The organism is Aerosakkonema funiforme FACHB-1375 (assembly GCF_014696265.1).
Classification (GTDB): Bacteria; Cyanobacteriota; Cyanobacteriia; order Cyanobacteriales; family Aerosakkonemataceae; genus Aerosakkonema; species Aerosakkonema funiforme_A.
The window spans coordinates 71898-86389 of record NZ_JACJPW010000007.1; the positions used below are offsets into that span (position 1 = coordinate 71898).

The window sequence follows — 14492 nt, forward strand, 5'->3', positions numbered from 1 at the left end:
GATCTGCGTCAGTTTGTCAAATCTTGTGCTGGTAAGTTGTGTTCCTCCTCAACCAGCATCTGCTTTTCATATATCCTCAGTTTAGCCCTAAGTTCGTGACAATCTTGGCTCAGCGGAATGCCTAATTTGGTAGCGATCGCCAAAGCCTGGTCACAATACTCTCTTGCCTGTGCTGGTTGTTCTAACTTCTGATGCAACTCTGCTAGACTCCTAAGTACCATCGCTTCATTAGACCGAAAGCCAATTTTTCTGCTAATCTCTAAGGCTACCTGCAAATGTTCCAGCGCATCTGCATATCGCTCAAGTTGTAAGAGTACCGTCCCTAAGTTACCTAACATGGTGGCGTCCCCACGCTGGTTTTGCAGTTCCCGTGAAAGATCTAAGCTTAATTTGTAGAAGTTGGCTGCCTGCCCATATTTCCCCACACAAAAGGCTATATTACCCAAATTCCCTAGCGCAATTCTTTCTTCATCCCGGTCTTTAAGCTCCCAGGCGATTTCCAAACTCAGCTGGTGGCACTCAATTGCTTTTGGGTAGTTTTCTAGACCTATATAAGCACTACCGATCTGTCCAAGAATTTTACCCTCACTGCCACGATTTTGAATTGACTGGGCGATCTTCAATGCCCGTTTGTGGTATTCAACCGCTCTGCCATAGTCACCCAGATCGTCGTAGATCAGCCCTAGACCAGTGAGTGCTTGACTTTCGCCACGACGGTCTTGAATTTGCATGGTAAGCCCCAAACTCTGTTCGTAGCATTCAATGGCTTGAGGGTAATCTCCCAAGGCATAGTAGGCACTACCCAAACTACAGAGAGACACCCCCTGGCCTCGGCGATCGCCGATTTCCTTAGCAATAGACAGGCTGCGCTGATGACATTCAATCGCTTTGACAGCATCTCCCAAGGCATTGTAAGCATTTCCTAAATTGCCCAGTGCGTTCCCTTCTCCGTATCGATCCTCCAATTTATGGGCAATCGCCAAATGCTGTTGATGGTATTCAATCGCTTTAGTAAACTGCCCTAGCGCAATGTAGGCATTGGCCAGGTTACCTAAAGCTTCCCCCTCTCCTCGACGATTTTGATTTGCTTGAGCGAGGGTTAAACTTTGTTGATGGCACTCAATCGCTTTGATGTAGTTTCCTAAACTGTAGTAAGCAAGTCCCAGATTGCCTAGAAATGCCTGAAAAGCGCGACTGTCCTCAATATCGCCTAGAATGGCCAAAGCTTGCTGCAAGAATTCAATTGCCTGAGCGTAATTTCCTAAGTAGTAGTGATTGAGCCCGATATTCCCCAAAGCATAGCCCTCCGATCGAATATCTTGGATTGCCCGGGCGACTTCAGCGTGCTGTTGTTGCAGGTCGATAGCCTTAGCATAATTACCAAGGGCGCTATAGGAATTGGCTAAGCCATTTAGACAAATCGTGTCCCAACTTGGACTCACTTTAAATAACAGTCTGTTGTAAAGCGCTATCTGCTCTGAATAGTAGCCCCAAGTTTTGAGTTGGTTGTGGAACTCCTCGTTAGTAGGAGTATTGAGGTGAATTGCTAAAATTTTGCTAGCAGTTCCCCAAGCTTCTACTTCACATAGATGGTGAAAAGCTTCCAAATAACTCTTCACCTTCTCCCGATTAGTTGCTTGAGGCGGCGATTGGTATTTCGTCAGCCAGTTAATGGCAGCTCGATATTGGACTCGTTGCAGAGGCAGAATTTTAGATAATTTTAGAGAATCTGGCTTAATACCTAACTCTGCTAACACAGATTCTCCAGATGGTGTGAGGTCGGCTTGATAAGCCTCAGCGCGATCGTGCTGACTTAGAGCATCATAAGCACTTCTCAAGGTGGCAAGGGAATTTACCTCTAGCGTCAGGTGATGAATTTTCCGTGCGATCGCTAAACTACGGCGCGAATATTCAATGGCTTTATGATGCTCTCCCAAATGCTGATAGGTACGTCCCAGGCTAGCTGAAGCTGACCCTTCCAGCCACAGATCTGAAATTTCCTGGGCAATGGCTAAACACTGATGATGGCATTCCAGCATTTGCTTATAGTTGCCATCATTAGTTTCTATTCTTTGATACACCCAACCTAGACTTAGTAGAGATAATGCTTCCAACCTGCGGTCTGGAATCGCTTTTGCTACGTTCAAGCTCTGTTGGTAGTAATCCAGGGAGCGATCGTAATTGCTTCGGGAGTAATAGAGGCTACCTAGTTTAATCAGCAATTGCGCTTCTGTTTGGCAATTTTGGATTTCTCGCGCTACAGCCAATTCCCATTGCAGGGACTCAAACTCTTGAGTGCTATCCTTTAATGTTTCTGTGTCGCTCTCAGCAGAATTACTCATTTTTCCAATTTAAATTTTTTCACTGAAAGACACCCTGCCAGTTCAAGTACATTATTAAATCTTATGTATTAATTATAACTAATTTTCTACCCATTTGTCCTCTCTTTAGATAGTCTGCTCGTCATTAGCAGCGAGCAAGACCAAATCATCGCTATATAATATCAATTAATAATATATTCCACAATTCCACCATATTTCTATTAAATGAAATATTTGATTTTTAGCAATGGGCATCAAAGCCAACCTCTTATCAATACAACTTGCCAATTTTGGGATAATTTGCCTTTGAGATCGTCCAGATACGATGAATTTTAATAACTCCAAAATCAAGTTATCCCTAAGAAAAGGAACGTTAAATTCCACCCACAGCTTGCAGATAAATTCAGCAGCAACAAAAGCAATATAGTCTGACGATATTCTTCTATCTGCAAGAACTTTTAAAACCGCAGTGTAACTTCGTTTAATTTCCAATTTAGCTTGCTTAGCTCCTTCCATCAGGATGTCTGCATCTACAACGGTGTAGTTATAACCCAATAGAATCAGCTGCAAAGTTGCGCTACGATGCACCGCTTCATCAATACCTTTTTGCTGTAGGCAGTAATTTAAAATAACCTGAGTCCAAACTCCTGCAACTCCTGATTCTACACGAGCGTACCAGCGCAACACCTGATCATCAGAATATAGGATATGTCCTGGCTCTCCAGCAATTAGCACAGTATCGACAAAGGCTGTGCCTATAAGCTCGTTAAGTTGATTTCGTTTATCTTTACTAATATCAAGAGCTCTCCAACAAGGGAGAATATAACAATTGTTTCTTACCCAACCAATAATTTGTTCAAAGTAAGCTCTTTGTTGAGAAACTTCCTCGGAGCTAAACTTTTGTATAATTCGTTTTTCATTCACAATTCCATAAGTTGTAAAACCCTCTATTCCCCATCCAAGAAATTTTTCAACCATTTGCTGAAGTAAATCGAGAGTTGATTGAGCCAGTCCTAATTTCCCTAAGACTCTAACTGCATCATCTGCTATCCCTAACTGGTGGAGAGTCAGTAAAGATACTGGATCGACTACTACAAGTCCTCCTTTTTGAAGTAACGTAAGAGCATCTTCAAATTTTTCATAATTAAAGTCTGACCAGGCATGGATGTAAGATTCAGGCTTACCAACCAAAATTTCCCAAAGTTCAATAGGATTCTTATTAAAGAGGATTGCGAAAGTACCAAAGGGAATTTTTCCTTCTTGATAATCAGAATCAAACTTATTAAAGTTATTCTTCTCCAATTGTAACATATTATCAAGTTTTTTTAGCCACTCTGGATCGATGCCTTCTGCTGTACTTTGAATGTAAGCTACTCTAAATCCTTGGATGTCTGGTAATGTTTCTAATAATCTAAAACTTTGGTTGCTTGCTGCCAAATATTTATTTTGTATCGCAACTATTGTGAAAGCATCTTTACCAAAGCTATCTTCTACTATAATTACCTCATCTCCCAAGGTCTTACCCATTAGCTCTTGGTAAAGCGGCTGACTTTCATTAAGTTCATACTGAGCAAGTTCAGCATCTGGCCTATTATCAATAATATACCACTTCTGAATACCAAACTTATCTTTCAGGAGAACTCCACATCCATTCTCTACACTTTGTATTTCTGAAATATTTGGTTTAATTTTTCTTCCTTCCATGTAGGATATTACGTAAAAAGCATGAATTTTTCCCTGGTTGTAAAAACGCTTCCTTGTTTCATAAATAATCTCGAAAAAATAATTCATTCGCCCTCTAATCTTAAGAAATCGCGCCAGCATCATACAAGTATCAATGGATAAACACTCAATACTGGGATTTGAGTCAAGAAAGCGATCGAGTTCTTCCATATTTCCGGTTAAATAGTTAACTATTGCTAACCGCAATTGCATCACGATATCATTAGGGAAGCGACATAAGTAGTCCAAAGATACTTGGCGACTAGCATCAAGATTACCAATATTCTCATACAAAAATGCAGCCATTTCTGAGACATATTCTAAAGCACCATACTGAGCAAGCAGTTGCCGACAAATTTCTAGTGCGGCTCTATAATTACCTGCGTAGTAATAGGCGGAGAGTAATCTCCCTGTCAGGCAGGTATTTAATGTCTTATCAACAAATTGCTCATAAACTTCCGCAGCGTCACGGTAGTACTTCAAGCTATAAAGCAAATCTGCCAAAGTAATTTGATCTGGATAAGAAGGATTAGCTAATAAGGATGCTTTGGCCTGCTCGATAAATTCCTGAACATTTTCTTCAGGGGCCGTATTTCGTTTGAATCGGATTTGTAAAATTTGATTAGCAACACTTTCTGGATCTTCGTTCATCAATTCTTGCATTATTTTATCAGCATATTCGTACTCTCCTTGTTCCAGCTTTAGCTCAAACTTTAGTTGTTTAGCTTCTCTTTTAAATTCTTCGTGACCTTCATCATGTATAAATTTATCAAGCAAAATTTCTGCTTCTATAAATTGTTTTAATACTATCAAACAACTAGCAGCTAGTAAGTTAGCTTCAGGAGTTTGTGGACATAAAAGAATTTTTTTAAGGTAATTATATGCTTCTAGTTCATTACCTTTTTCATGTGCTAGAAGGGCAAGTTGTTTTATACAATAAGGCTCGTCAGGTTTCTCTTTTAAAGCGATTTCAAAATCGCGGATTGCTTCATCTTGCTTTCCTAGTAGTCTCAAAGCACTTCCTCTATTTATCAAGGCTATTAATCCTATAGGGGATAAATTATCAAAATTAGGGTAAGTTCCACCTAATACTTCAGTGAATAAATCTACAGCCTGTTCCAGATTAGTTTTATTTGCTTCGTTGATCTGTCCGGCAATAATAATAGAGAAATTTTTGGCGATCGGTTCTATTAAACTAATACCTAGAAAAACTTTGACGTTATTTAGGTTCACTTCACCTTGATTGATAGCTGCTTGAAACCATTCTTTAGCTTGGGAATATAGCTTCCGATCTAAAGCGGCTTGTCCCAAAGCAACCAGTACATCGGGATGACTGCTGTAAGCGAACGGAACTCTATCAAGAACTGCTTCGAGTGTATCTGTAGCTGAAGCCATCTGAACTCGGAGGGAATACGCGATCGTATTAGCTGGATTTTTCTGTAGGCTCAGCTGAATTAACTCCTCAGCTTGGATATATTCTCTCTGTAAGAAATAGCCCATTGCGGCAAGAGCAAGAGCTTTATCATCCTCGGGGTTGTGCTGTCTAGCTCCTAGAAAGGCGGCGGCAGCTTCAGGGATCTGCTCCAGCCCCAAATTAGCCATACCAATATTGGCAAGTAGGCGATACCTAACAAGAGAATCTGACTTATACCAAATTTCTGTTTTTAGATCTGTCAGATAAGTTAAGGCTTCTTTAGATCGACCTTGCCGAAGCAGTTTGCAACCATACTCAATTCGGTTATGCCGCTCATCATTCAGATTAATAGAGGTGCTGGCATTAATTGACGGAATAAATCTTTGGATCGACGCTGTTACTAACTCTTCAATGTTTCCATAAGGCGTGGCTCCTGAAATTTGTTTAGCGTTATCTTCTACGAAGATATCTAATTTTGCCAGAATCTCAAAAGCAAATGCGCTTGCATGACGTGCCGCCATTTCTTGAGAACTAAAAGCATCTGCTTCAGTTCTATCGTCAATCAAGTCAGAAATTCCCCGAATCACGATCGCAGACACTTGCTGGTTCATGCGAACCGCCTTCAGCAAGCCATAGCCTTCCATTTCTACAGCAATTGCGTCGCTGTATTGCTTTCGGAGAAACTGAAAAAAACTCGACCGGGTTGAAGCAAGCACTTTTTCCCCAGCTGCGATGGGCGCAACCCATACGCTAGGGATGCGATCGGGCAAATGCTGCACTCGTTGCAACCAATCACGCTTATATGGACGTGCTTCCGCTCTAGCTCTCTGCACTAGGTTGTAAGAAGCAAGTTCCAGTTCGGGTCTAGGCAAAAACTCATCCTCTGCGTCGCCAGATTCATAACTATAAATTTTTGTTGCGGCAACTACATCACCCAACGCAAGATCTTTAATTCCTCCAGCTACACCCACAAACAGGAGAACTTTGGGTTTGAAGTAAGCGATCGCCCGCTCTGCTTCTGAGGATGCACTCGCATTTCCCGTACCGATTTCAGCAATTCCTACCTGCCACACTCTACCGTTAGCAGTAAAGTACCCTCGTTCGTAGATCGTTCCTTGAGGATGTGTTTCTTCTTGAACGTCGGTCAAATGTTCCCGAACAGCCTGATATTCTACGGAGAGTGCGGTAAGGATAACTGCGCGAGGCATGAACGAACCTTAGTACGATCTGTTATTTCCTTATTTTGGCAATTATCTAAGAAGATGCCCAGTTTTTCATTATTAGCTTTTTGAGCCATCAAGAATTATACCAAATCCGGGTTAGTTACCCATTGGCGTATCCTCTTCTTCTTCTTTCGTGTTCTTCGTGTCTTACGCGCTACGCGCACGCTACACGAAAGTGGTTCTATAAAAATCCCTAAACCGGGTAATCAACCGGGGTTTAGTATTACTATAATTCATAAATGTTCGAGTTAATAGCGTTCCTGCCCACATTCTAGAGCCTAAATTGTCACGCTATGGATTTTAGTCAATTGACAATTTGGGACTAGGGACTGACCAAGAAAAAGTAGTATTTTAAATAGAGCTATCCCAAGTGTTTTAGGGATTCAAGTGGTATACCCAATTCACTGGTAATACTCAAAGCCTGTTGGCAATATTTAAAAACCAAATTTCTCTCACCTAACCTTTGATAAATCACTGTAAGATTTAACAGAACATTAGCTTCAGTTAAACGTATACCGATTTCTCTAGAAATTTTCAGCGCTTCGTGAAGGTACTTTAATGCTTCTGAATAATCTTCAGTCTTTAATGCTTGGTTGAATTCTACTTCCTTAACTGTTGCTATGGTAATTCCCAAATTACATAATGCCTCTGCTTCACCTGCGCGATTTTCTATTCGCCGCATAATAGTTAGATGTTGTTGATGGTATTCAATAGCTCGATCGTACTTTTTACAACCACTGTAAGCTTGTGCCAAGCTTCCCAATGCTCTTCCTTCCGCAGAATGATCGGGGCTTTGGCGTGAAATTCTCAAGCTCTCCTTTTGGTACTTAATTGCTTTGCAGAATTTTTCTTGTTTGCAAAACACAAGTCCCAAGTTGTTAAGTGCAGCAGCTTGTCCTTGACGGTTGTCATTTTTCCACGCGATCGCTAAATCTTGTTCATAGCAATTAATAGCTTGAGTATAGTTACCTAAAGAAAAGTAAACAAGACCTAAACCATTCAAAATTGCTCCTTCCTGCTGATTATCGGGAAGTGTACGTGCAAGCTCTAACGCTTGTTGATAACAATTAATCGCCTTTGTCAGATATCCCAAGGCATAATGCACTTTACCCATACCATATAATAAAATGGTTTTATAGTAAGGAGCTAAGTTTTCTAAATAATCCAAAAATCTTTGATAAAATGCTGCTATTTCTCTATAATAGCCCCAATCAAAAAGTTGGTTATGAAGCTGGTTATTTCCATAATTCATAATATTAATAGTCACAATTTTTAAAGCTTGATTCCAAGCTGATGTTTCAAAAAGATGGTGAAAGGCTTCCAAGTAACCTTTCACTTTTTCCAGGTTGGAAGCATTGGGCTGAGGTTGGTATTTTATAAGCCAGTTGATTACAGCCCTGTAATGAGATCGCTTCAAAGATGATTTGATATATCTTAGAGCTTGTGGCTCGATTCCGAGATATTTTAGAACGAATTCGTTAGAGGGTTTAAGATATACTGCTTCTAACTCTAGCCGTTTTTCAAAATTTAAACTATTAAGATTATCCATGTTATCAATAAAGTTTTTTATTGTTTATAATTAATACTGATGAGGCAAATTGACCAACCTCAGCAGCACCTCATCCATTGTAGAATGAGCGCCAATTTTTCGACAAATCTTTAGCGCTGTCTGCAAAGCATCACGAGCTTCTGAATACCGCTCCAGTTCTGTCAGTGTCGATCCCATATTACAGAGAGTGGTTGCTTGCAGGTGAAGGTCTTCGATTTCCCTGGAAATTGCGAGACTTTGCTGTTGGTAATCGAGCGCGTTAGTGTTATCCCCCAGAGCGTAGTATGCAGCCCCCAAGTTTCCCAAAGCGATCGCTTCACCCTGAATATCTTGGAGTTTTTGCTTCAATGGCAGGCTCTGTTGGTAGCATTCAACGGCCTTGGTATAGTTTTCTGAAGCGTAGTTAGCATCACCCAGATTTGAGAGCGCATCAGCTTCGAGCAAGGAATCGTCAATTTCCTGGGCTATAGCTAAACTCTCTTCGTAACAATCGATTGCTTGAGTATATTCCTCGATCGCTTCGTAAGCTAGACCCAAGTTACATAAAACTTCTGCTTGTCCCTGGCGATCGCTAATTTCCCGTCTAATTGCCAAACTCTGTTCAAAGTAATTAATAGCAGCGGCATAGTCTTCCAGCGCATAGTAGGCTTCACCTAAATCTTCGAGATACTCTCCTTGTGCCTGAAGGTCATTGAGTTCCCGTGAAATCGCCAAAGTCTGCTGAAAACACTCGATCGCCAGAACGGATTCATCTAACTCTGCATATAATGTTCCCAGATAGGCTAAAGCAGCTTCCTCACCAGGACGGTCTTGAACTTGCTCGGCAATTTTTAAACTTTGTTGATAACATTCGATAGCACTGTGATAGTTTTCTGTAATTGAGTACAGGTTTCCAATACTTCTAAGGGCTCGGCTTTCCCAAAATCGGTCTTGGACTTGTCGCGCCATTTTGAGACTATCTTGATAACAGGTAATCGCTCGATCGTAGTCTCCTTGTTGATGGTAAGCACTCCCCAGAGCTTCCAGATTGCTTTCCTGACCCCGACGAGAACCGATTTCTTTAGCAATCGTTAGGCTTTCTTCTAAATACTGAACTGCTTGGGGATACTGTTCTAAAAGTATATGAACATTACCCAAACTTCCCAAAGCTACTTCTTCATCTTGACGAGCGCCGATTTGCCGCGCAAGCGCTAAACTTCTGTGATAATGCTCAATGGCTTTATTTGGCTTGTTAAGGAGTAAATATAGCCGTCCTAAACTTTCCAAAGCTTGACATTCTTGTTGGAGATCGCCAACTTCTTGGTCTAGATTCAATGCTTGTTCAAAACAGCTTCTCGCTTGCGTATAGTTTACCAAATCGAAGTAAGCTTCCCCCAAATTTTTCAAGCATCCTGCCTCTTGTTGGCGATTTGCTATTTGTTGAGCGATGGCTAGGCTGCGTTGGTGATAATCTATAGCTTTACCTGAGTTACCCTTACCTCGATAAGCTAGTCCTAGATTTCCTAAACACTGACTTTCTATCAAGGAATCACCAATCTGTTGAGCGATGGCTAAACTCCGATCGTAGTATTCGATTGCTTTATCTAAATCCCCAAAGGTAAGATAAGAGTTACCGAAATTATTGAAAATGATAGCGTCTATTCGAGAATTGAGCTTGTGAAGAATTCGCTTGTATAATTCAAGCGGTTCTCGATAGTATCCCCAGGTATAAAGTTGATTGTGTAGTTGCTCTTTTGTGGGTGTACTGAGATGAATAAATAGAAGTTGGCTAGCTTTTTCCCAAGCTTCTATTTCGCAGAGGTGGTGAAAGGCTTCTATGCAACTTTTTACTTGTTCTAGATTAGTAGTAGACAGCAGAGGTTTATATTTTGTGAGCCAGTTAATTACTGCTCGATAATGGGTACGTTTAGTAGGTGGCTTGATAGATTTCAGGGTAGAGGGGTCGATGGCAAGCGCCATCAGAACTGACTCACCGGGGGGTATGATGTCAACCTTCTGGATAATCTCTTGCTCTCCATTAACAAACTTATTAAGGCTACTCATGAGTGTACTTCACTTCTTTTTTTAACTCCCTACAGTCTTGTTGTAAGGGTATGCCTAACTCTGCAACAATAGATAGAGCGCGATTGGAATCAGAAACAGCGAAATCCAATTCGCCCATTTGATAAAAAAGCTCTGCTAGATTGTAACGAACGAGCGTCTCCCTAAGAACCTTGCAAATTTCTCTAAAGATTTCCGGTGCTACACGCAAGCATTCCCAAGCTTTTGTCAATCAAGTCTCAAAAAGTAATTGCCTTAACCCTACTACTGCCTGTTCACCGCCCTCTTCTTGCTTAATGACTTGTAGTTGCTCCTCTATTATTTCGGCATACTCCTCTATGCCAATTTCCAGTGCTATTTTACTGAGAGTCATCATGGCTGTTTCCATTTCAGGGGATTGTATACAGGCAAAAATATACAAACTTCGCATTCCTAATAATGCTGCTAAATCGAACTGTTTGAGCAAGCGATAAGCATCGCTTAAATTATGTATTGCTGCTGCCGCCGCCCATTTATCGCCAATTCCGGCAGCAATTCCTAAGCTTTGTTTGTGGTATTCAATTGCCGTTTCGTATTGCTTCAAACAGGTATAAGTATTGCCTAAATTACTGAGGGTGTAGGCATCAACTTCATTATTAACTTTTCCTATAAGTTTGCCGCACAAATCTATTTGTTCTCGGTAGTAGCTAAAATCACCGAGTTGATTGTGCAGTGCTTCCTCTAAATAAATATCTTCATAACTATTTAGGGGAACCGTCGAAGTTGTAACAGGTACTCCTCTCCTAATTAAGTTAGCAGCTTTTTCCCAGGCATCAACGGCGCACAGGTGGTGAAATGCTTCTAGACACCCGCGTAATTGTTCTAATATAGGTGAATCTGGCTGAGGTTTGTATTTGGTCAGCCAGTTGATGACCGCTCTGTATTGAGTGCGTTTCCATTTAGGGGTAATAGACATCTCCAACATAGAAACGAAGAATGCGATCGCGGATGGTAAAATGGAGTTTTACTTTGCCAAAGATGAGTCAACTAAGAGAGTACATAGAGAAGCATCCATCCGAATCCCAAAGATTAGTGGGTTTAGACTATGAACGGTTAATTGAGTTAATCAGGCAAGCGGAGAGTTTACATAATCAAAAACCAAAAGCAATCGAACAAAAGAAAACAAGAATAATCAAAGCTGGCGGTGGAAGACAAGCTAAATTAAACTTAACAGACCAGATTCTCCTAACATTAGTATACCTACATCACTTGCCGACATTCCAGATGTTAGGAGTTCAGTTTGGCATCAGCGAATCAGCCGCCAATTATATATTTCATTACTGGCTGGAAATATTGAGAGAACTGCTGCCAGCGTCCTTAGTGGAACAAGTAAAAAAAAACGGCTCAGAGTGGGCATGGATTGAAGAAATATTAAGTCAATTTGAGTTAATAGTGGATAGCTGCGAGCAGCCAAGGGAAAGACCAACAGAATACCAAGAACAAAAAAAGTATTACTCCGGGAAGAAGAAAAACCATACATTTAAAAACCAATTCATCGTGATGCCTACAGGCAAAGAGATAGTGGATGTAGTAGTAGGAAAACCTGGGGCAACCAGCGACATAAAAATCTGGCGAGAACGAGCCAGAGAGTTAAGTGATAATCAAAAGTTTCAAGGAGATAAAGCTTATGTAGGAGAACCAGCGATTGACACACCTCATAAGAAAACTAGAAGTAAAGGTATAACAGTTGAACAAAAACAAGATAATCAAAAAAAAGCCCGAACTAGAGTGGTAGTAGAACACTTAATTAGACTGGTGAAAACTTTCCGAATATCAGCCGAAAGATTCCGGTTAAAATCTACAACTTATGAACCAGTAATTCTGGCTGTATGCGGATTAATTAGATGGCGGATAGGTGCAATAGTTCTCGCATAGCTAAAAAGCCTAACATTTGGATTTGAATATGGAATAAGACTACCTAAAAAATCTACCACATTTTGACTGCAACACTGTCAAAGCCTTATGTAACCGTTGGTTTTTGACTACCTGCCCTTTAGGGGGCAGGTAGTCAAAAACCAATATTAGAAAGGCTTTGGCAGTTTTTGGAGATGTCTAATAAGCTTTAAAGTAGTTTGTTCAATCCCAAGTTCAGCCAAAACTGACTCGCCGGAAGGTATAATACTCACTTTTTGTGAAACCAGTCTCTCTTGAATATTTAGCTGAGCATTTTTATCCATAAATTTAACTAATTATTGCGTTCGTTATTGCACAATACAAGATACTATATTAAGGATTTTATTAAGCAAACAAGCCTTGATTGTAAAAAAACATATAATATTCGATTTTATAGAAAATGACTAACTGGGTTTGCTAGCTGGCATCAATCACTTCCGAATCTGTTTCAGCTAAGCAGGTAGCTATTTGTTCTGCAACGGAGTCGCCATCTAACTCGGCAATCTGAGCTAATGCCGCTTCAATATCTTGAACATCCAATTCTGTACTTTGGATAAGTCTCCAGACCATGTTGACAGCATCTTGGGCATCTGGCAGTTGAAGGCGATCGAAAATAGCAAGGCTCCGTAAAATATGCAGGAGTGCTTGTTGCCAGTCATGAATGTGAGCATAGCTCACGGCGAGGTTGTAGAGGGCATACCCTACCGAGTCCTCGGCACCAATTTCCTGGGAACGGATAAAACTTTGGTGAAAATAATCAATACCTTTATCTACATCTCCCAAAGCAGTGTAAGCACTTCCCAGACTGATGAGAGCTTCATTTTCGTTTTCCACATCTCCTACTTTACGGGCTAAATTGACGCTGGCATGGAAATAGCGAATGGCTCGTGCCACCTGTTTGAGGCGAATGTAGCAGTTACCAATTGTGCCAAGGGCAGCAGCCTGGTTACCCAAATCGCCAATTCGACGGGCGATTTTCAAACCCTGTTTCAAACGCTGAATAGCAATTTCGTAGTGCTTTTTGTGAAAAGCAACATTGCCTAGCCCAAGAATTGCTGTGGCTTCTGAATTAGAGTCGCCACTCTCTTGTGCCAGCCCTAATGCTGTTTGGTAGAAATACTCAGATTGCTTAATTTCTTGTAGCGCACGATGCGCTTTTCCCAGAGCAGCCAGTGCTGTTGTTTCAGTACCCACATCTCCCAAGCTACGAGCGAGGTTGAGAGCCTTATGATAAAATGAAATTGCTTGATGATGTTCACCGATGCTGTAATAAATATTGCCAATACTGCCTAAAATAGTTCCTTCATTCGGTTGATCGCCCAATTTTTTTGCGATTGCCAATGCTTCCTGTTGTTGGTGTAAAGATTGTTCAGGATTTCCCTGGGTGAGGAAAACATCTCCTAAACCGCTTAACGCACGCATTTGTTCTCTTGGGTAAGAAAACTCGACCGCGAGTTCTAAAGCTTGCTGGTAATAGTTGATCGCTGTTTCATAATTACATAGATAGTTATTGACATTTCCTAAATTGTTAAGACACGTAATTTTGCCCTTACTATCTCCAATACGCTCGACAATCAACCAATCCTGTTGATAATAATCAAGTGCTTGATCGTACTCGCTCCTTTTTAAATAAACGTCACCTAGATTATTGAGTACAGCACTCTGAAGGTATTCATCTTGCTGGCTGCGAGCAATTTCTAAAGCTTCATTAAGAACTGAAGTAGCACTCTGGTAATCCCCAAGGCTGGTGTAGGTACTGCCAAGATTGGATAGGGTTCTGCTTTGCAGTTTGATTTGACCTAGTTTTTGAGATTCTTCCAGAGCAATATGATAGTAATGAATAGCTGTTTGAAATTGCCCAATCGTGTCGTAAGCATAACCTAAACCATTTGTTAGAGAGATATTTCTTTGGAAATTTAGTTTACCTACAAGCTTGTGATACAAATTAATTTGTTCAGAGTATGCACCCCAAGTTCCCAGGGCATCGTCTAGATCTTCATCTGTTAAACCAGCAACAGGAATCATTAATATTCGATCTGCCTTTTCCCAGTCTTCAAGTTGGAACAGGTGATAGCAAGTTTCGAGATATGCCCGCACCATCTCCAAATGGGAGGCGGAAGAAGGAGGCTGGTATTTGGTTAACCAATTCACGATCGCTCTGTATTGGGTTCGTTTCCAACGGGGTTTAATAGATTTCAGATCGGCTGGAGCGATACCAAGTTCTGCTAAAACTGAATCGGTAGAGCGTATTAGTCGCGCCATTCTTTAGCACCTAATGAGAAGTTGTTTGT

Annotated in this window: 8 protein-coding genes; 1 reads left to right on the top strand and 7 read right to left on the bottom strand. The window is 40.9% G+C overall.

What is annotated here, in order from left to right; translation table 11 throughout:
* Positions 1-8 precede the first annotated feature (8 nt).
* From H6G03_RS04300 to H6G03_RS04320, 5 genes are all read right to left on the bottom strand, one after another.
* Positions 9-2342, bottom strand: a complete 2334-nt coding sequence (locus tag H6G03_RS04300) for a tetratricopeptide repeat protein (RefSeq protein WP_190462431.1) — start codon at positions 2340-2342, stop codon at positions 9-11.
* A gap of 165 nt (positions 2343-2507) precedes the next feature.
* Positions 2508-6665: a phosphorylase family protein gene (locus H6G03_RS04305; protein ID WP_190462433.1), complete on the bottom strand. Its 4158-nt coding sequence runs from the start codon at positions 6663-6665 to the stop codon at positions 2508-2510.
* 376 nt (positions 6666-7041) lie between these two features.
* Positions 7042-8229 (bottom strand): tetratricopeptide repeat protein, encoded by a 1188-nt coding sequence (locus H6G03_RS04310; protein ID WP_190462435.1) that lies wholly within the window; start codon positions 8227-8229, stop codon positions 7042-7044.
* Positions 8230-8259: 30 nt separating this feature from the next.
* Positions 8260-10272 (bottom strand): tetratricopeptide repeat protein, encoded by a 2013-nt coding sequence (locus H6G03_RS04315; RefSeq protein WP_190462437.1) that lies wholly within the window; start codon positions 10270-10272, stop codon positions 8260-8262.
* Between the two features lie 229 nt (positions 10273-10501).
* Positions 10502-11233: a tetratricopeptide repeat protein gene (locus H6G03_RS04320; RefSeq protein ID WP_190462439.1), complete on the bottom strand. Its 732-nt coding sequence runs from the start codon at positions 11231-11233 to the stop codon at positions 10502-10504.
* 53 nt (positions 11234-11286) lie between these two features.
* Here H6G03_RS04320 and H6G03_RS04325 point away from each other — a divergent pair, with 53 nt between their 5' ends.
* A complete protein-coding gene (locus H6G03_RS04325; RefSeq protein ID WP_190462441.1) occupies positions 11287-12183 on the top strand; it encodes a transposase family protein in 897 nt (298 codons plus the stop codon).
* Between the two features lie 146 nt (positions 12184-12329).
* Here H6G03_RS04325 and H6G03_RS04330 read toward each other — a convergent pair whose 3' ends face one another.
* On the bottom strand, positions 12330-12485 hold the full coding sequence (locus tag H6G03_RS04330; protein WP_190462444.1) for a hypothetical protein: 156 nt from the start codon (positions 12483-12485) through the stop codon (positions 12330-12332).
* Between the two features lie 133 nt (positions 12486-12618).
* Complete coding sequence (locus tag H6G03_RS04335) at positions 12619-14463, bottom strand: tetratricopeptide repeat protein (RefSeq protein WP_190462446.1); 1845 nt, start codon at positions 14461-14463, stop codon at positions 12619-12621.
* Positions 14464-14492: the final 29 nt, after the last annotated feature.

What these genes read in the sequence shown, in the direction of transcription:
- H6G03_RS04300 (WP_190462431.1), bottom strand. Translation starts at nt 2,342, where the DNA reads ATGAGTAATTCTGCTGAGAGCGACACAGAAACATTAAAGGATAGCACT.
- H6G03_RS04305 (WP_190462433.1), bottom strand. Translation starts at nt 6,665, where the DNA reads ATGCCTCGCGCAGTTATCCTTACCGCACTCTCCGTAGAATATCAGGCT.
- H6G03_RS04310 (WP_190462435.1), bottom strand. Translation starts at nt 8,229, where the DNA reads ATGGATAATCTTAATAGTTTAAATTTTGAAAAACGGCTAGAGTTAGAA.
- H6G03_RS04315 (WP_190462437.1), bottom strand. Translation starts at nt 10,272, where the DNA reads ATGAGTAGCCTTAATAAGTTTGTTAATGGAGAGCAAGAGATTATCCAG.
- H6G03_RS04320 (WP_190462439.1), bottom strand. Translation starts at nt 11,233, where the DNA reads ATGTTGGAGATGTCTATTACCCCTAAATGGAAACGCACTCAATACAGA.
- H6G03_RS04325 (WP_190462441.1), top strand. Translation starts at nt 11,287, where the DNA reads ATGAGTCAACTAAGAGAGTACATAGAGAAGCATCCATCCGAATCCCAA.
- H6G03_RS04330 (WP_190462444.1), bottom strand. Translation starts at nt 12,485, where the DNA reads ATGGATAAAAATGCTCAGCTAAATATTCAAGAGAGACTGGTTTCACAA.
- H6G03_RS04335 (WP_190462446.1), bottom strand. Translation starts at nt 14,463, where the DNA reads ATGGCGCGACTAATACGCTCTACCGATTCAGTTTTAGCAGAACTTGGT.